Genomic DNA, 16,753 nt, shown 5'->3' on the forward strand with positions numbered 1-16,753 from the left:
CTCGCAAAATCGGCGCGTCATCGTTATATCGTTCGCCATGACCGAATATGTGACTGTCACCAGCGACATGAACCTCGCGCGCAACGGCGCGATCAAGCTCTATGGCCGCGACGCCTTCGAGGGCATGCACCGCGCCGGGCGCCTCGCCGCCGAAACGCTCGACATGCTCGTGCCGCACGTCGTGCCGGGCGTGACCACTGCCGAGCTCGACGATCTGATCCGCAATTTCATGATCGCCGGCGGCGCCGCCCCCGCGACGCTCGGCTATCGCGGCTATACGCATTCGAGCTGCATTTCGATCAACCATGTCGTGTGCCACGGCATTCCGTCCGACCGCCAGCTCAAGGATGGCGACATCGTCAATATCGACGTGACACCGTTGCTCGATGGCTGGCACGGCGACACTAGCCGGATGTATCTGGTCGGCGACAATGTGCCGATCAAGGCGAAACGGCTGGTCGACGTGACCTATGAATGCCTGATGCTCGGGATCGAGCAGGCCAAGCCCGGCAACACGATGGGCGACGTCGCGCATGCCATCCAGACGCATGCCGAGCGCCACCGCTTCGGCGTGGTGCGCGATTTCTGTGGGCACGGCGTCGGCAAGCTGTTCCACGACGCGCCGGAAGTCGTCCATGTCGGCCGCCCGGGCACTGGACCCGAGCTCAAGCCCGGCATGATCTTCACGATCGAGCCGATGATCAACATCGGCAAGCCCGACGTCAAACTGCTCGACGACGGCTGGACCGCGGTCACCCGAGACCGCTCGCTGTCGGCACAGTTCGAACATTCGATCGGCATCACCGAGGACGGCTGCGAGATCTTCACGTCGAGCCCCAAGGGGTACGACCAGCCGCCTTACTGACGTACGATCGAGCGCTTTACTGGCGGAGGATTTTTTCCATTGGCCGGCCCTTCGCCAGCTCATCGACCAGTTTGTCCAGGTAGCGGATTTCGCGCATCAGCGGCTCATCAATCTCCTCGATGCGCACGCCGCAGATCGTTCCGGTGATCGCGGATCGTGCAGGGTTGAGGCCGGGCGCGCGGGCGAAGAAATCCTCGAAACTCGCCTTGCTTGCCAGCTCTTCGGCCAATCCTTCGCGGGTATAGCCAGTCAACCAGCATATGATCTCGTCGACTTCGGCTCGCGTTCGGCCCTTCCGCTCGGCCTTGGCGACGTAATGGACGTACACGCTCGCGACGCTTGTCGCATAAATGCGATGCGACATCGCCTATTCCGCCTTCGCCGCGTCGATCGCTTTCTGGCTGCGCACGAACGGATAAGCGAGTTGCTTCAGATAGCCGTTCGGCATCTTCTCCGGGATACCGTAGCCCTGCGGCCAGCGCCCCGCCGGCAAGTGGAACGTGCCGAACAATTTGTCCCATAACGGAAAGTGGATCGCGAAATTGACGTCCACGGCTTCCGCCTCGAGCCCGTGATGCCAATGGTGGAAGCGCGGCGTCACCATGAAATGGCCGAAGCGGTCGAAATCGCCCTTCAGATTGGCGTGGACCAGCCCCGAATAGATATACACCAGGGCGACATAGGCCTGCATCACCGAGGGCAGAAAGCCGAAGGTCAGGAGCGGTAACGAGGTCACGCTGCGCAGCAGGATGATCTCGACGAAATGCATCCGCGCGCCGGCCAGCCAGTCCATCGCCTTGGCCGAATGATGGACCGCGTGGAATCCCCACAGGAACGGCACGCGGTGAAAGGCGCGGTGGAACCAATATTGCACGAAATCGGTCAGCAGCATCGCCTCGACGAATTGCAGGACCCAGGGCTGTCCGCCGATCGCCGCGCGGATGCCGGCGAGCGACACGGTATTGGCGTTGATGATGCTCGACGGCGCCAGCGCGAGATAGGTGAATATCTGCACGAGCATCGAGCTCAGCAGATAATAGAATAGATCCTCGCGCCATTCGGTGCGAAACAGGCGCTGGTCGCGGTTGTGCGGCCAGAACCGCTCGATCGGGGCGAACATCAACCCGGCGACGATCAGATTGACGACGAAGAAATCGACCCCGAAGAAGATGCCCCAATCGTGCGTCTCGCGCGGCGAGACATTTGCGCCGCCGAGCAAGGCCGCGGCAATGCCGATCGCGAGTGCGGCAAAGCCGATCGCCTTCTTCGTCCGCAGCATCAGGCTGAGCAATGCCAGCGCGTAGCTGGAGATCAGTACGGCATGGACGACCGGGCGGAACCACAAAGTCTTCTCGACCGCCTGCAATTCGGGCGTCGCGAACCAGCCCGGCCAGCGCAGCGCCACCACCAGCCCGAAGCCGGCGATCGCCAGGACGAGCGCGAAAAAGCCCGAATACCAGCCGCTGCCGAAATTGCGGATCGCGACGGGCGCTTCGAGCTCATCGCGCAAATGGTCGAGTGGATTGGCCATCGGTGTCCCCTATCCCGATACGGTTAAGCACCCTCTACCACGCAGCCCCCCGCCGCGCTATCGACTGCCCGCGACTCTTCGAAGAAAGAGTATGGCGGAGAGGTAACGACATGCGGACCTATATCGCGTTGCTGAGCGCGGCCCTGCTGGCCGGGTGCGGATCGTCGAGCGACAATTCGCCGGCGCCGTCGGGCGCGGTCGGTGCCGCGAAGATCGACTCCGCCTATCTCACCAGTGGTGGCTCGGGCGCAGACTGGGCGATGACCGGGTTCAATTACAACGAGCAGCGCTATAGCCCGCTGACCCAGATCAACGCCGGCAATGTCGGAACGCTCGGCCTGTCCTGGTTTGCCGACCTGCCCGACGCGCGCGGCCAGGAATCGACGCCGGTGGTGATCGACGGCACGATCTACGTCACCGGCCCGTGGTCGAAGCTGTTCGCGTACGACGCCCTCTCCGGCAAGAAGCTCTGGGAATACGATCCCGGCGTCGACAAGACCAAGGGCGTCCAGGCGTGTTGCGACGTGGTCAATCGCGGCGTCGCGGCGTGGAAAGGCAAGCTCTATCTCGGCACAATCGACGGCAGGCTGATCGCGATCGATGCGCCGACCGGCAAGCCGCTGTGGAGCGTCCAGACCACCGACAATGCCAAACCCTATACGATCACCGGCGTGCCGCGCGTGGTGAAGGGCATGGTGATCATCGGCAATGGCGGCGCTGAGTTCGGCGTGCGCGGCTATGTCACCGCCTATGACGCCGATACCGGCGCCAAGCGCTGGCGCTTCTATACCGTACCCAATGCCAATCTCGGCGCCGATGGCGAAGTGTCTGACGCGATCCTGTCCAAGGCAGCGAATGCGACCTGGTCGGCGAACGGCCAGTGGAAGCAATCGGGCGGCGGCGGGACGGTGTGGGATTCGATCGTCTACGATGCCGAACTCGACCAGCTCTATCTCGGCGTCGGCAACGGCTCGCCCTGGAACCATGGGCTGCGGTCGGAGGGCCAGGGCGACAATCTGTTCCTGTCGTCGATCGTCGCGCTCAAGCCCGATACCGGCGAATATCTCTGGCATTATCAGGAGACGCCGGCCGAAAGCTGGGACTTCACCGCCACCCAACCGATCATCCTTGCCGACCTGAATATGGGCGGGCAGCAGCGCAAGGTGCTGATGCAGGCGCCCAAGAACGGCTTCTTCTTCGTCGTCGACCGCACCAACGGCAAACTGATCAACGCCGGCACGTTCATCAAGACGGTCAATTGGGCCGACAGCTACGACCTCAAGACCGGTCGACCCAACGAGAATCCCGACGCGCGCTTCTACAAGACCGGCAAGCCGTTCCTCGCGGTGCCGTCGGCACTGGCCGCGCATAATTGGCAGCCGATGAGCTTCAATCCCAAGGCAGGGCTGGTCTACGTCCCCGCGCAGGAACAGGTCGGGCTCGCCTATATTCCGCCCGATGCCGCGGGCGGCGCGCGCGAGCCGATCGGCTTCAACGTCGGTACCAATATGGCGGCGGGGATGTACCCGCACGACGCCAAGATGATCGGCGCGATCACAGCGGGCGCAACCGGCGCGCTGGTCGCCTGGGATCCGGTCGCCAACAAGGAACGCTGGCGAGTCGATTACCCGACGCCCTGGAATGGCGGTACGATGACCACCGCCGGCAATCTGGTGTTCCAAGGCACCGCGCTCGGCGAGTTCCGGGCTTATGCCGCCGATAGCGGCAAGCAGCTCTGGGCCTATCCGACGCAATCGGGGATCATGGCGGGCGCGGCGACGTTCACGGTCAAGGGACAGCAATATATCGCGGTGCTGACCGGACGCGGCGGCGCGCTGCCGCTGTCGATCGGCTATGCGATCGGCGCGGCGAAGAATGTCCCCAATCTGCCGCGCCTGCTGGTGTTCAAGCTGGGCGGTACGGCGAAGCTCCCCTCGCTCGTCCCACCTGCGACGGCGCCATTCAACCCGCCGCCGTCGACGGCGACACCCGGCCAGATCGCCCAGGGCCAGCAATTGTTCGGCCGCTATTGCCAGGTCTGCCACGGCGCGAGCGCGGGCGGCGGCGGCGTCCTCCCTGACCTTCAGCGCTCGGCTGTGCTGGCCGATGCCGATACATGGAAGTCGATCCTGATCGACGGTGCACTGGCCAAGCAGGGCATGGTCAGCTTCGCCAAGGTGATGAGTCCGGAGCAGGCGCAACTGATCCGGCTCTATGTGATCGACGAGGCGAATTGGGCGAAGAAGAATTTGCCGCAGGGGGTGGAAGGCACGGGTAAATAGCTCGCACCACCATCGTCATCCCAGCGAAAGCTGGGATCTCAAGCCGCATCGCGTCATCGCTAGAGACCCCAGCTTTCGCTGGGGTGACGGTTAGGGTGCTGGCGGGCAAAGTTCCCGCATCGCCTCCGCCGTCTGGGCGTCGGCGGGCAAGAAGGTTTCCAACGCGAGATCATCCAGCGTCAGGTCGATCGGCGATCCGAACACCGTCCGCGCGCTGTAGAAGGATAGGATGCGATCGCCGCGCTGAAACCGGAACGGCACCGCCACCCCGGCGAAGTCGCGCGGCCGGACGTCCGACGCCGGCCCTTTGGGATAAAGCTCCATTTCCTCGCGCAACGCGATCAGTGTGGCGTCGCCGCTCTGCGCGATTTCGCGGTCGAGTTGCCGCAGCAGGAAGCCGCGCCATTCGGCGAGGTTGACGATGTTCTTCGACACGCCGTCGGGATGAAGCGTCAGGCGCAACACGTTGACCGGCGGTTCGAGCAAAGCGGAATCGACGCCCTCGATCAACGGCGCCAGCGCGCGATTGGCCGAGATCATCGTCATGTGCCTGTCGACGATCAGCGCGGGGAACGGCTCGTGCGCGGACAGCACCGTTTCGAGCGCCGCGCGCACCACATCGAGCGCGGGATCGGCGAGATCGCGTTCGGGGAAAGCGGGCGCAAAGCCGGCGGCCAGTAGCAAGGCATTCTGCTCCCGGCGCGGCACATCGAGCTGTTCGGACAGGCGCAACAGCAACTCGCGGCTGGGTCGCGCGCGCCCGGTTTCGACGAAGCTCAAATGGCGAGGCGAGACATCGGCATCGAGCGCGAGGTCGAGTTGGCTCACCCGCCGGCGCGCACGCCAGTCGCGCAGCATTGCTCCCACCTCACCCGACATCTGCACCATGAGCCATCCTTTCGGCGGCCATCCTAGCCGCCCCGCGCCGACGCGCCATTACCTGTCAGGTAATTGGTTCGGCTGCAGCAATCCGCATCATGGCGGCACCACCCCCAAGGAGAACAGCCATGTACGCGATCGCCGACCTCGCTCCCCGCCAGACGCTCCGCCCGAGCCGCGGCCTGATCCCCACTCCCGACGGCGAGCAGCTTTACTATGAGGATATGGGTAATGGCCCAACGCTATTGTTCGTCCACGGCTGGGCAATGAACACCGAATTCTGGGAGCGCCAGACCGCCGACCTGGTCCGTCAGGGGCATCGCTGCGTCGCTTATGACCAGCGCGGCTGCGGCCGGTCCTCGCCCGCCGCTACCGGGCACGACCTGGACGGCCTGGCCGACGATCTCGCCACGGTGATCGAGCGGCTCGGGCTCGACCGGGTGACGTTGGTCGCGCATTCGATGGGCGCCTGTCAGGTCGCGCGCTATCTGTCGCGCTATGGCGCGGAGCGGGTGGCCGGCGCCATCCTCGTTGCCGGCACCGCGCCAGGTCTGTTCCCCGATCCGGCCAGCCGCACCGGGCCGCTTGCAGCACAAGTCACCATGATGATGGCCGACCGCCCCGCTTATGTCGCGACGATGGCCGAGCCGTTCTTCGCGCCCGAGCAGGTGTCGCCGCACCTGATCGCCTGGGGCACCGGCTTGGTGCTGCGCGCGACCTTGCACGCGGCGATCGAGCATACCCGCACCAACATCAACGCCGACGTCCGCGCCGATATGGCGGCGTTCACCTGCCCGACCCTGATCATCCATGGCAGCGCCGACCAAAGCTGCCCGCTGGAGAGGAGCGCCGAGCTGGCGCACGCGATGATCCCGGGCAGCGAGTTGCTGGTCTATGAGGGTGCCTCGCATGCCTTGCCACTGACGCGCGGCGAGCAGCTCGTCGCCGACATCGCCCGCTTCGTTCGCGGTTAAGCGATCGCGCCGGCGCGCCTGAGTGCTTCCTGAAGCGCGAGCGTCGGCGCCACCGCGACGTCGGGGACGATCCCCGTCCCTTCCCAATCCTTGCCGGTCGCCGGATCGATCGTCCGGCCGACCGGCAGGAACACTGCCAGCCCGCCGCCGATCGGCTCGAATCCGCCGAAATGATTGGCACCTGCCGTCGTCTCGCCGATCAGCGTCGCGCGGCCGGTATGCTTGAAGGCGAGAGCGAGATGTTCGGCGGCGGACGCTGTGCGAGCCGAGGTCAGATAGAAGACCTTCGCACCGAACAGCCGGGTCTCGCCCGTCTTGGGCACGACATAATGTTCGGTGCGGACGATCCCCGGCGCCGCACCGCTCGCGGGGCGCATGAAGGCATCTTCGGCGAAGGGATTGCCGCGCGCCTTGGCGATCGACTCGACCATTTCCATCTGCACCAGCACCGCCGGCTTGGCGAAGAGATAGGGCAGAATCGCATTCATCTGCGCGACGCCGCCGCCGCCATTGTAACGGCAATCCACGATCACCGCCTTGGCCGCGGCATGCTCGCGCATGAAGCGGTCGCTCGCCGCGGCGATGTCGGGGTCGTCGGGAAATTCGGTGAAGCGGATATAAGCGACGTCTTTCGCTATCCAGCCGGCATCCTCGATCGGCGCGCGGCGGGGCGGCCGCGGGCCCGCCGGCGCACGAGGTGGCGCGGCGGGAGGCTGGGGTTTGGCCCCGTCCGCCGGTCGCGGTTGCGGCCGATCATTGGGACCGAGCATCGTCGCGGGCACGACGCGCAGATGGCGGTCGGGCGACACCGCCAACAAATCGGCGGTCAGCCGCTGGCCGAGTTCGGCGGGGTCGGCGATCTGCTTATAGGCACCGGCCGCCGCCTTTTGCCGCAGCATCGCGGCGTAGCGCTTGCCAATCTCGGGGATGACATAGCCGGTCTCGAGAAGGTCGGCGAGTGCGAGAGCGGGGTCGCCGGCGGCCGCGGCTGGCCCGTCCATGGCGATCGCGTTGCCACCGGTGATCGTCGCGATCGCGGCCGCCGATAGTCCCAAGAATATGCGCCGATCCATCCCTCAACCCCTCCGACTACATTTGTAAGCGTAAGCGCTTATACATTTTGCTCGACAGGAGTAAAGTGGCTAATAAGTGGGGTATGACCACGCACACTGCCGCCAGTTTCGGCACCGCGCTTCGCCGGCTGATCGATCATCTCGACGGCGCGCTGGAACAGGCATATCGCGAGGATGGGATCGATTTCCGCCCGCGCTATACGCCGGTTGTCCGCGCGCTCGTTGCCGACGGGCCACAGGGCATTCGCGCGCTGGCCGACCGGCTCGGCGTATCGCATTCGGCGGTCAGCCAGACAGTATCGCAAATGGCCGCCGCCGGCCTGGTCGCGGTGACGCGCGGCGAGGAGGATGCCCGCCAGAGGATCGTCGCGCTCACCCGCGCGGGCACTGCGCTGCTCCCCCGGCTGGAGGACCATTGGCATGCCGCGCGCGCCGCCACCGCGGCGCTCGATACCGAAACTGGGGGCGTGCTGGTGGAGGTGATCAACCGCGCCAATGCCGCGCTGGAAGCCAGGCCGTTCGCCGATCGACTGGCCTCGGTGCGCAGCCGTCGTGCCGCGCCAACGGGCAGTCGAAACAGGGCTGCCTAATTTCGAGGCATTTGCTAGAGCCGATACCGGCTCCCGCTCGGCCCACGCTCTTCGCGCGCGAGTTCTGGCACGCTTTATGTAAGGCTGATGTGCAATCAACCCATAGGGCAAGAGACGGGGGACAATTCCGCGTGAAGAAGATCGAAGCGATCATCAAGCCGTTCAAGCTGGACGAGGTGAAGGAGGCGTTGCACGAAGTCGGTGTCAGCGGCATCACCGTGACCGAGGCCAAGGGCTTTGGCCGCCAGAAGGGCCATACCGAACTCTATCGCGGCGCCGAATATGTCGTCGACTTCCTGCCCAAGGTGAAGCTCGAAGTGGTGGTCGAGGACTCGATGGCCGAACGCGTGGTCGAGGCGATCGCGCAAGCCGCGCAGACCGGCCGTATCGGCGACGGCAAGATCTTCGTCATGCCGGTCGAAACCGTGCTGCGCATCCGCACCGGCGAGCGCGACGAAGCAGCAATCTAGGGCAGCGACCTGAAAAAAGACGACCGACGCCCAAGTTGGGCAACTACGGCATTTGACGCACTGCAACATAATGTGACAGCAGGGCGCACGCACGAGCAACATGATTCTCCGGTTCGCCGGATTTACGACTGAAAGAGAAAGGGTCTGGGGTTATGGCGACGACAGCCAGTGACGTTCTGAAGAAGATCAAGGACGAGGAGATCGAGTGGGTCGACCTCCGCTTCACCGACCCGAAGGGCAAGTGGCAGCATTTGACCATGGTCTCGTCGGTGGTCGGCGAGGACGAGCTGACCGACGGCTTCATGTTCGACGGCTCGTCGATCGAAGGCTGGAAGGCGATCAACGAGTCGGACATGATCCTGAAGCCGGATCTCGACGCGATCTATGTCGATCCGTTCTCGGCGACGCCGATGTTGATCCTGGTCTGCGACATCGTCGAGCCGTCGACCGGCGAGCTCTATGCGCGCGACCCGCGTTCGACCGCCAAGCGCGCCGAAGCCTATCTCAAGACCACGGGCATCGGCGACACCGTCTATGTCGGCCCCGAGGCCGAGTTCTTCATGTTCGACAACGTGCAGTTCGAAACGAGCTATGCGACGTCTTACTACAAGATCGACGATATCGAGCTGCCGACCAATACGGGCCGCGAATATGAGGGCGGCAATCTCGGCCACCGTCCGCGCGCCAAGGGCGGCTACTTCCCCGTCGCGCCGGTCGACTCCGCGGTCGATATCCGTGGCGAAATGGTCTCGACCATGATCGAGATGGGCTTGCCCTGCGATAAGCACCACCACGAAGTGGCCGCGTCGCAGCACGAGCTCGGCCTGACCTTCGGCACGCTGACCACCACTGCCGATCGCATGCAGATCTACAAGTATGTCGTGCACCAGGTGGCCCATGCTTATGGCAAGTCGGCGACCTTCATGCCCAAGCCGATCAAGGAAGATAACGGCTCGGGCATGCACACCCATTTGTCGATCTGGAACGGCAAGGAGCCGCTGTTCGCCGGTAACGGCTATGCCGGCCTCTCCGACATGTGCCTGTATTTCATCGGCGGCATCATCAAGCACGCCAAGGCGCTCAACGCATTCACCAACCCGACCACCAACAGCTACAAGCGGCTGGTGCCGGGCTACGAAGCGCCGGTGCTGCTGGCCTATTCGTCGCGCAACCGCTCGGCGTCGTGCCGCATCCCGTACGGCACGGGCGCCAAGGCCAAGCGCGTCGAGGTCCGTTTCCCCGACGCGATGGCCAATCCCTATCTCGCTTATGCGGCGCTGTTCATGGCCGGCCTCGACGGCATCCAGAACAAGCTCCACCCGGGCGATGCGATGGACAAGAACCTGTACGACCTGCCCCCGGCCGAGCTGGCCGAAGTGCCGACCGTATGCGGGTCGCTGCGCGAAGCGCTCGACAGCCTGGAAGCCGATATGGACTTCCTGCTCAAGGGCGACGTGTTCTCGAAGGACCAGATCGAGGCCTATATCGAAATCAAGCGTGCCGATGTCGCGCGGTTCGAGATGACCCCGAGCCCGGTCGAGTTCGATATGTACTACAGCGCGTAAAGCGCGGCCACGACCGCGCTGGTGCGAGCCCAGCTTGCATATGCGCTGTCGGCCGGCCTCGCTCGCGAGGACCGACGACGCGGCTTTGCCGCGGCGGGACCAACAAAGAAGGGCGCCAGGAGCAATCCTGGCGCCCTTTTTCCCAACACTTCAGCTGCCTCGCCGAGTCGACGCGGATGACCGTCAAAACGTCCCACTAATCGTCAGCGTAAAGATCGGCCCGACCCGCTGGTGCTGGCGCTCCAGGAACGCCAGCGGCGCCACGTTGCGACGGCCGGAATAGACGTCGCGCCAATAGCGGACATGGCCGTCATTGAGGTTGAACACCTCGAAATTGACCTTCATCCCGCGTATATTCTTCAACTCGACAAAGGCGCTGACATACGGCCCTTCCCATTGCTGGTTGACCTCGTCGAGATAATAAACCGGGCTGTAATGGTCGAACGACAGGCCACCGCCCCAGGCGAATTGGGTGCCGGGCACGTCGTGCCGCAAGGTCAGCTGGGCCCAGCGATCATGCGTATTGCTGATCACGCGCGGCAAGCCCGTCAGCGGGTCGCGGACGCGGGCACGTTCGATTCCGATATCGGCGTCGAGCTTCGCCCCTTTCCAACCGATCGGATCGAACTGGATCGTGCTGATGCTCTCGATGCCCGTGCGCGTCGCGCGAGGCAGATTGCCCACCGCGTCGCCGTCGACCCCGACCGGGATATGATCGACGATGTCCTCGATCCGGAGATGATAGAGCTTCAACCGCGTCTTGCCCCAGCGGCCGAACGTGCGCGCGACTTCCGCGGTCGCTTCCCAACTTTGCGGCGGGACGAGATTGGGGTTGGCGTCGTTACCGCGATTGTTGGTGACGTCCTGGTTGGCGAGGAAATCCGAAAAGCTGATCTGGCCGACCCTGCGCTCGAGCTTGAGACTGGCATCCCAGCCGCGCGCCGGCCGCCATGCCAGCAACAGGCTCCCTTTCGGCCGGAAGAAACGCCGCGGCTTTTCGCCGCTGCCGCGTTCGCCGAGCTCGGAATATTCGGCACCGCCGGCCACCTGCAGATCGAGATTGGGCGACAGCGGCCGGCTCAGCGTCGCCAGCGCTTCATAGCGCGTCTCGGCGACGATGCCGCTGCCTTGCGGATAGGGAATCGAAAGATAGCTGCCATCGGGCCGGAGATTAGCGAGCGTGCTGAGCTGTTCGAACCTGTTGTCGGCGCGCTCGAGCGAGATCGTCCAGTCGTTCGGCCCGCCCTTCCAATGATATTCCAGCCGCCCCACGGTTTCGCTGGTTTTGGCATCCTGGCCATAGCGAATGCCGTCGCTGGGCGCTCCGCTGTCATAATCGGTGCGTTGGTCGAGGAGGAAGGGCGCGTGCTCGAAATGGCGCAGGCCGATGATCTTGAGCCGGCCGCCGCCCAGCGGCACCGAGATGTCGCCGTTCACGTCGTAGCGGAAGCCCCAGGTGTGATTGAGGCTGATCCACATATTGTCATTGCCGTCGGTGCGGATGCGGCGCTGATCATTGGCGCCCCGCTGCCAATAGGGATCATAGTCCATCGTCAGATTGGCCAGGATCCCGCCTTTGCCGGTATATTTGAGGATCGCGGACAGCTTGGCGTCGTCATTGCTCGACCAATTCACCTGGTCGCGGCGTTCGAGCAAGGTGCCGGTCGGCGACAGCACGCGATAGTCGTTGCCGCCCAGTGCGCCGCGAGACGGCTTGTTTTCGAGCGACACCGTATAATCCAGGCCACCGGTCGAGCCGTTATAGCTGATCGCCCCGGCGAACCAGCGCGGCTCGGCATAATGCGCGCGCACTTGCGGGCTCCAGCTGAAATTGCCGCTGCCCTTGCGATTGGTCTTGAGGATGACGTTCGCGACCTGGCCGGTCAGGCCGGCGATGCCGAACGAGGCAGCTTCCCTGACCTCGATGCGCAGCACTTCGCTGGCCGATATCCGTTGCAATTGCGCCGCCGCGCCGCCCGATTTGTCGGTCACGCGCTGGCCATTGATCAGCACGTTCTCCGACGCCTGGCCCAGCCCGCGCGTATCGTCGGCGGCGCGGATGGTGAAGCCCGGCACTTGCGACAGCATGTCATAGGCGGTCTGCGGGGCGAAGCGCGCGAAGAAGTCGGGCGTGAAGACGTTGGCGTCCTTGGGCGCGGCGTCGGCGCCGGCCGATGCGGAAGGCGTGTCCTGGCCGGCGAAAGCGGCGGTCGGGGCGCACAGGCCGGTCGCCAGCGCCAGAAGCCCAACGGCGCGCTGCAGGTGAGCGGGCATGATCTACTCCTTGATGTGTCTCGGCCGGGCGACGCGCTTTGGACGCGCGCCATCGGTCCGCGCCGCACGGTGCGGGCGAATGGGAGGGCGGAGTCGTGAGTGGTCGGTCGCCCTTGGGCGTTACTTGATGTTGCTTAGGGAACGGCGATTGCCGTCAGACCTTAGGGATCGCCGGCGGAACCCGCAGCTCGGAGCGAGGTCAATTCATCGGGGTCGGTGGTTTTGATACCCCGCGATCTGAGCTTGCGGACGAAATCCGCGGTGACGCCGACCGACCGCATGCCCTGGTAATCGTCGAGGCCACCCTTGATCCCGAACCCGCGCATCGCCGCGATATAGGCCGCGCTGAGGCCCATGTTGCGCGCTTCGATTACGTCATCCAGGCTGAGGCGCATGCCGGTCGCCCGCATATCGCGGGCATATTGCGGGGACACGCCGCCGGCACGCGCTTCCGCCAGATCGTCGCTCGACAGATTGGGAAATCCGGCCTGCGCCATCGCACGCTGATAATCGACGCTGATACCGAGTACGCGCATATTGTCGGCGTCATCGCCGTCGTCCGATGGGCGCGACGTTTGGGCTTCTTGACCCTGCCCTGCTGCGGGCGCCGCCGGCATCGTCGCCGATGGTGAGCCGGCGGCATTCGGAGCGGCGACGACGGGCGTGAGGCGCGCCGCACCGTCGCTTGTCGCGACCTGCGGCGACTCGGCAGTCGAGACGCCCGAGGCCGGGCGTTTCCCGGCAGCCGGCGCCTGCATCGTGGCGAGTGCCGTATGCGACGGCACAAAGGTTATCGCGGCGAGCGGCACCGCCATGCTCAACATGCCGGTCGCGAAACCCGCCACCCAGGAACGCCCGGACGGCCCGCGCGCCGGGCTCTGGTCGAGTACGCGCCGGACGCGACGGCCGAGCGAGCTTTTCGACGGCGCGACACCATGCGCGCCGAGCAAGGTGCCGCGGCATTGATGGCGCGCGACGCCGATCAGCAATTCGGCATAATCGGGCCCGGCGATGTTCGCCCCGAGCACGGCGTCGTCGGCCGCTTCCTCGCGCAATTGGTGCGCCTCGCGCGCCAACACCCAGGCCAGCGGGTTGAACCAGAATGCCGCGGTGGCGACCCGCGCCAGGATCAGCTTCGCCCAATCGAAATGGACGACGTGCGCCAGTTCGTGCGCGATGATCGCCTCGGCCTGTTCGGGTGCGAGCACCGCTGCGTCGTTGAGCAGGATGACGGGACGCATCAGGCCCCAGCTGACCGGCGAGCCGAGTTCGTCGCTCGCCAGCAAGGCGGTGCCGTTCTTGAACCCCATGCGCCGCTGCGCACGCGCCAGCGCGCTCAGCCAGACCGGGTCGACCAGCACCTCGGCGCGGGCGCGTAAGCCGACGAGCCGGAGCAATGCGGCGAGTGTCAGTGCCAGCAGCACGAGCGTGGGGAGAAGGAAGGCGTATCGCGCCGCGCCGGATAGAGCGCTGACCCATGGGGACTCGGCGGGCACGGCTGGCGACGCAACGGCGGCTATCGGAGCCGCCTTATCGCGTGAGGGGAGCGGCGTTGCCGTCTGCTCAACCGGATCAACCGCGGCGATCTGCGCCATCGGCGCGGGCAACGGGAGGTTCAGCGCCGGCAGCGCGAGGCTGGCGAGCGGCAAGGCGACGAGCGCGAACAGGCCGAGATGGGCAATGGTCGAACGCTCGGCGGCCGACCGCGCGCGGGTCATTCGCAGCAAGCCCAGCGTGACCGCCGCTACGAGCAGGGACTTCAGCGCGAGGAGGAGCAAGGTCATCGTCATTTCCCGCCCTCTCGTGCCTTACGAGCGCGGGCGATCGCCGCTTCGAGCTCGTCGAGTTCGCTCGTGTCGAGGTCCTCCGCCATGCCGACCAGGGCACTCGCCGCGCTGACCGGCGATCCCTTGAAGAAGGTCCGCACGATCTGGCTGAGCGCGGTTCGCCGCGCCTGATTGTCGGAGACGGTCGGCGAATAGATATAGCCGCGATCGCTGTCCTCGCGGCGCACGAACCCCTTATCCTCGAGCCGCTTGAGCATCGCGCGAACGGCCGAGCCGGTCAGCGGATCGGGCAGCGCGCTGCAGATCTCCGACACGGTGCGCGACCCGCCTTGATAGAGCAGGTCGACGATCTGACGTTCGCGCGGGGGCAGTTGCGGAAGCATGACTCACCTCTTGGCTACATTTGTAGCGTGCTACATTTGTAGCGCGACTGCAAGCGGAAAAATCACGGGGAAACCGCTCGCTGGCGCCATGCACCTGCATTTTCCCGTCAGCCTACCACCGAGCGCAGGTCGCTATTACCCGATCTGCACCCCGGAATGCGACGAACCGAGCGATCAGCCGTTGCCGCGGGAGACTTGCGCTCCTAGGCGGCTCGCCAATGCGGCTGTCCCTGCCCTTCGCTTTGCCCGACCGCCGCCGCACCGTCTCGTTCGTGCTGGCGCTTGTCGTCGAAGCATTATTGATCCTGGTGCTGCTGTTGTTCGGCCCGCATCTGACGCCGGCACCCAAGCCCGAACCGCGACGCGCGACGAGTTTCAGTTTGTCGCCCTCAAAGAAAGAAGCGGCAACTGCGCCCGAACATCGCACCAAGGCCCATGCCGCGGCCAAGCCCGCTTCCGGAGCGACGACGCCGATCCCGCCAATGCCGCCCGTCGTCACGCCGTCCAAGCTTCCGACGCCGCCCGCAGCACTCCCCGGCGTGTTGCCGATCACGCTCGGCGCCAGCGACATCAGCAAATTGAAATCGAGCGCGAGCAGCGACGACGGCGCGGAGACGGGCACCGACAGCAAGCTCGCTTACGGACCCGGCGAGGGCCCGGGCGGCCAGCCGCTATACAATGCCGAATGGTATCGCGAGCCGACCGATGCGCAGCTCAACGGCTATCTGCCGAAGGGGGCGCCGCCGAATAGCTGGGCATTGATCGCGTGCCAGACGATGCCGCAATTCCATGTCGACAATTGCCGCTCGCTGGGCGAATCGCCGGTCGGATCGGGGCTCGGCCGCGCGATGCGCGAGGCGGCGTGGCAATTCCTCGTCCGTCCCCCGCGCCGCGGCGGCAAGGTGCTGGTCGGCGCATGGGTCAAGATCCGGATCGACTTCACGCTGCGGCCGGCCAAGGCCGACAAGGGCGAAAGCGGGCCGCAGCTTCCCGAGCAGTGATCAGGGCAGCAGCACCGACGCGCCCTCGGTCTTGCCGGCTTCGAGCTGGCGATGCGCCTCGGCCGCATCCTCGAGCGCGAAGGTCTGGCCGATCTCCGGGTTGATCGCGCCCTTGGCCAGCATCTCGAACACGCGCGTGAACCCTGCGTCGCGCTCCGGCTTGGTCGCATAATAATGGAACATCGTCGGCCGGGTGACGAACAGCGACCCGTTCGTATTGAGCTGGCCGAGCGCGACGCCGGTCACCGGGCCGCTGGCATTACCGTAGCTGACGATCAGCCCGCGCCGCTTCGTCGATTTGAGCGACGCTTCCCAGGTCGCCGCGCCGACGCCGTCGAGCACAACCTCCACGCCGTCACCGCCGGTGATCTCGCGCACGCTCTCGGCGATGTCATGTTCGCGATACTGGATGACATGATCGGCGCCGGCGCGGCGCGCGCGCTCCGCCTTGTCGGCTGATCCGACGGTGCCGATCACGGTCGCGCCGATCGCCTTGAGCCAGCCGACCGCGAGATGCCCGACCCCGCCCGCTGCGGCATGGACCAGCACGGTCCAGCCGGACTGCACCTTGGCGCAGCGCTCGATCAGGAATTCGGTGGTGCCGCCCTTGAGCAGGATCGCCGCGGCGGTGCGGTCATCGACACTGTCGGGCAATTTGATCAGGTTTTCGGCGAGCAGGTTTCGGTGCGTGGCATAGCTGCCGACGGTCGGCCCAAACGTGCCGACGCGGTCGCCGACTTCGATATCGGTAACGCCCTCGCCCAGCGCCTCCACCACACCGACGCTCTCGGTGCCGAGCCCGCTTGGCAGCTTGAGCTGATAAAGGCCGGTGCGCTGATAGACTTCGATGAAGTTGAGCCCGACCGCGGTCGAGCGGATCCGTACCTCGCCGGGACCGGGATCGGGCAGGTCGACATCGACCCATTGGATCACCTCTGGCCCACCATGCTGCTCGATCCGTGCGACGCGCGCCATGTCCCGTTCTCCCGTTGCGACGAGCCCTCAACTGGGGAGTCTCGTTTCGGGTTGCAACCTACCTCGCCGCGCGCCATCTAGGCGCCAACCATACCCGATATTTG

At 65.3% G+C, this 16,753-nt stretch carries 15 protein-coding genes; 7 read left to right on the forward strand and 8 right to left on the reverse strand.

Annotated features, from left to right (window positions below; all coding sequences use genetic code 11):
- Window positions 1–37 precede the first annotated feature (37 nt).
- A complete protein-coding gene (map, locus tag AC1DRD_RS09115; RefSeq protein WP_478041139.1) occupies window positions 38–865 on the forward strand; it encodes a type I methionyl aminopeptidase in 828 nt (275 codons plus the stop codon).
- 16 nt (window positions 866–881) lie between these two features.
- Here the strand turns inward: map and AC1DRD_RS09120 are convergent, their stop codons facing one another.
- Window positions 882–1,229, reverse strand: a complete 348-nt coding sequence (locus AC1DRD_RS09120; protein WP_478041140.1) for a DUF2200 domain-containing protein — start codon at window positions 1,227–1,229, stop codon at window positions 882–884.
- Between the two features lie 3 nt (window positions 1,230–1,232).
- Window positions 1,233–2,396: a sterol desaturase family protein gene (locus AC1DRD_RS09125; RefSeq protein WP_478041141.1), complete on the reverse strand. Its 1,164-nt coding sequence runs from the start codon at window positions 2,394–2,396 to the stop codon at window positions 1,233–1,235.
- 110 nt (window positions 2,397–2,506) lie between these two features.
- On the opposite strand from AC1DRD_RS09125, the gene AC1DRD_RS09130 reads away from it, so the two are divergent.
- Window positions 2,507–4,678 (forward strand): PQQ-dependent dehydrogenase, methanol/ethanol family, encoded by a 2,172-nt coding sequence (locus AC1DRD_RS09130; RefSeq protein WP_478041142.1) that lies wholly within the window; start codon window positions 2,507–2,509, stop codon window positions 4,676–4,678.
- Between the two features lie 90 nt (window positions 4,679–4,768).
- On the opposite strand, the gene AC1DRD_RS09135 is transcribed toward AC1DRD_RS09130, so the two are convergent.
- Entirely contained in the window at window positions 4,769–5,566 is a 798-nt protein-coding gene (locus AC1DRD_RS09135) for a helix-turn-helix domain-containing protein (protein ID WP_478041143.1), read from the reverse strand.
- Window positions 5,567–5,685: 119 nt separating this feature from the next.
- Here AC1DRD_RS09135 and AC1DRD_RS09140 point away from each other — a divergent pair, with 119 nt between their 5' ends.
- Window positions 5,686–6,531, forward strand: coding sequence for an alpha/beta fold hydrolase (locus AC1DRD_RS09140; RefSeq protein WP_478041144.1), 846 nt, complete (start codon window positions 5,686–5,688; stop codon window positions 6,529–6,531).
- Here the strand turns inward: AC1DRD_RS09140 and AC1DRD_RS09145 are convergent.
- On the reverse strand, window positions 6,528–7,604 hold the full coding sequence (locus AC1DRD_RS09145) for a S41 family peptidase (RefSeq protein ID WP_478041145.1): 1,077 nt from the start codon (window positions 7,602–7,604) through the stop codon (window positions 6,528–6,530). The two genes, AC1DRD_RS09140 and AC1DRD_RS09145, sit on opposite strands and share 4 nt — an antisense overlap.
- A gap of 83 nt (window positions 7,605–7,687) precedes the next feature.
- Between AC1DRD_RS09145 and AC1DRD_RS09150 the strand changes: the two genes are divergently transcribed.
- The 3 genes from AC1DRD_RS09150 (at window position 7,688) to glnA (ending at window position 10,229) form a co-directional block, all read left to right on the forward strand.
- A complete protein-coding gene (locus tag AC1DRD_RS09150) occupies window positions 7,688–8,194 on the forward strand; it encodes a MarR family winged helix-turn-helix transcriptional regulator (RefSeq protein ID WP_478031444.1) in 507 nt (168 codons plus the stop codon).
- Window positions 8,195–8,325: 131 nt separating this feature from the next.
- Complete coding sequence (locus AC1DRD_RS09155) at window positions 8,326–8,664, forward strand: P-II family nitrogen regulator (protein ID WP_478041146.1); 339 nt, start codon at window positions 8,326–8,328, stop codon at window positions 8,662–8,664.
- 152 nt (window positions 8,665–8,816) lie between these two features.
- Window positions 8,817–10,229, forward strand: coding sequence for a type I glutamate--ammonia ligase (glnA, locus tag AC1DRD_RS09160; protein WP_478041147.1), 1,413 nt, complete (start codon window positions 8,817–8,819; stop codon window positions 10,227–10,229).
- Window positions 10,230–10,412: 183 nt separating this feature from the next.
- Here glnA and AC1DRD_RS09165 read toward each other — a convergent pair whose 3' ends face one another.
- The 3 genes from AC1DRD_RS09165 to AC1DRD_RS09175 all read right to left on the reverse strand — a co-directional run bounded on the left by AC1DRD_RS09165 (window position 10,413) and on the right by AC1DRD_RS09175 (window position 14,673).
- A complete protein-coding gene (locus tag AC1DRD_RS09165; RefSeq protein ID WP_478041148.1) occupies window positions 10,413–12,503 on the reverse strand; it encodes a TonB-dependent receptor plug domain-containing protein in 2,091 nt (696 codons plus the stop codon).
- A gap of 161 nt (window positions 12,504–12,664) precedes the next feature.
- Entirely contained in the window at window positions 12,665–14,287 is a 1,623-nt protein-coding gene (locus AC1DRD_RS09170; protein WP_478041149.1) for a M56 family metallopeptidase, read from the reverse strand.
- A gap of 2 nt (window positions 14,288–14,289) precedes the next feature.
- Complete coding sequence (locus AC1DRD_RS09175; RefSeq protein WP_478041150.1) at window positions 14,290–14,673, reverse strand: BlaI/MecI/CopY family transcriptional regulator; 384 nt, start codon at window positions 14,671–14,673, stop codon at window positions 14,290–14,292.
- A 218-nt stretch (window positions 14,674–14,891) separates the two neighbouring features.
- Here AC1DRD_RS09175 and AC1DRD_RS09180 point away from each other — a divergent pair, with 218 nt between their 5' ends.
- Window positions 14,892–15,674, forward strand: coding sequence for a hypothetical protein (locus AC1DRD_RS09180; RefSeq protein WP_478041151.1), 783 nt, complete (start codon window positions 14,892–14,894; stop codon window positions 15,672–15,674).
- Here AC1DRD_RS09180 and AC1DRD_RS09185 read toward each other — a convergent pair whose 3' ends face one another.
- A complete protein-coding gene (locus AC1DRD_RS09185; protein ID WP_478041152.1) occupies window positions 15,675–16,649 on the reverse strand; it encodes a quinone oxidoreductase family protein in 975 nt (324 codons plus the stop codon). It lies immediately after the preceding gene.
- Window positions 16,650–16,753 lie beyond the last annotated feature (104 nt).

It is taken from the genome of Sphingomonas sp. P4_G2, from assembly GCF_056401155.1.

What these genes read in the sequence shown, in the direction of transcription:
- AC1DRD_RS09135 (WP_478041143.1), bottom strand. Translation starts at nt 5,566, where the DNA reads ATGGTGCAGATGTCGGGTGAGGTGGGAGCAATGCTGCGCGACTGGCGT.
- AC1DRD_RS09180 (WP_478041151.1), top strand. Translation starts at nt 14,892, where the DNA reads ATGCGGCTGTCCCTGCCCTTCGCTTTGCCCGACCGCCGCCGCACCGTC.
- AC1DRD_RS09150 (WP_478031444.1), top strand. Translation starts at nt 7,688, where the DNA reads ATGACCACGCACACTGCCGCCAGTTTCGGCACCGCGCTTCGCCGGCTG.
- AC1DRD_RS09170 (WP_478041149.1), bottom strand. Translation starts at nt 14,287, where the DNA reads ATGACCTTGCTCCTCCTCGCGCTGAAGTCCCTGCTCGTAGCGGCGGTC.
- AC1DRD_RS09175 (WP_478041150.1), bottom strand. Translation starts at nt 14,673, where the DNA reads ATGCTTCCGCAACTGCCCCCGCGCGAACGTCAGATCGTCGACCTGCTC.
- AC1DRD_RS09125 (WP_478041141.1), bottom strand. Translation starts at nt 2,396, where the DNA reads ATGGCCAATCCACTCGACCATTTGCGCGATGAGCTCGAAGCGCCCGTC.
- AC1DRD_RS09120 (WP_478041140.1), bottom strand. Translation starts at nt 1,229, where the DNA reads ATGTCGCATCGCATTTATGCGACAAGCGTCGCGAGCGTGTACGTCCAT.
- AC1DRD_RS09165 (WP_478041148.1), bottom strand. Translation starts at nt 12,503, where the DNA reads ATGCCCGCTCACCTGCAGCGCGCCGTTGGGCTTCTGGCGCTGGCGACC.
- AC1DRD_RS09140 (WP_478041144.1), top strand. Translation starts at nt 5,686, where the DNA reads ATGTACGCGATCGCCGACCTCGCTCCCCGCCAGACGCTCCGCCCGAGC.
- AC1DRD_RS09130 (WP_478041142.1), top strand. Translation starts at nt 2,507, where the DNA reads ATGCGGACCTATATCGCGTTGCTGAGCGCGGCCCTGCTGGCCGGGTGC.
- map (WP_478041139.1), top strand. Translation starts at nt 38, where the DNA reads ATGACCGAATATGTGACTGTCACCAGCGACATGAACCTCGCGCGCAAC.
- glnA (WP_478041147.1), top strand. Translation starts at nt 8,817, where the DNA reads ATGGCGACGACAGCCAGTGACGTTCTGAAGAAGATCAAGGACGAGGAG.
- AC1DRD_RS09185 (WP_478041152.1), bottom strand. Translation starts at nt 16,649, where the DNA reads ATGGCGCGCGTCGCACGGATCGAGCAGCATGGTGGGCCAGAGGTGATC.
- AC1DRD_RS09145 (WP_478041145.1), bottom strand. Translation starts at nt 7,604, where the DNA reads ATGGATCGGCGCATATTCTTGGGACTATCGGCGGCCGCGATCGCGACG.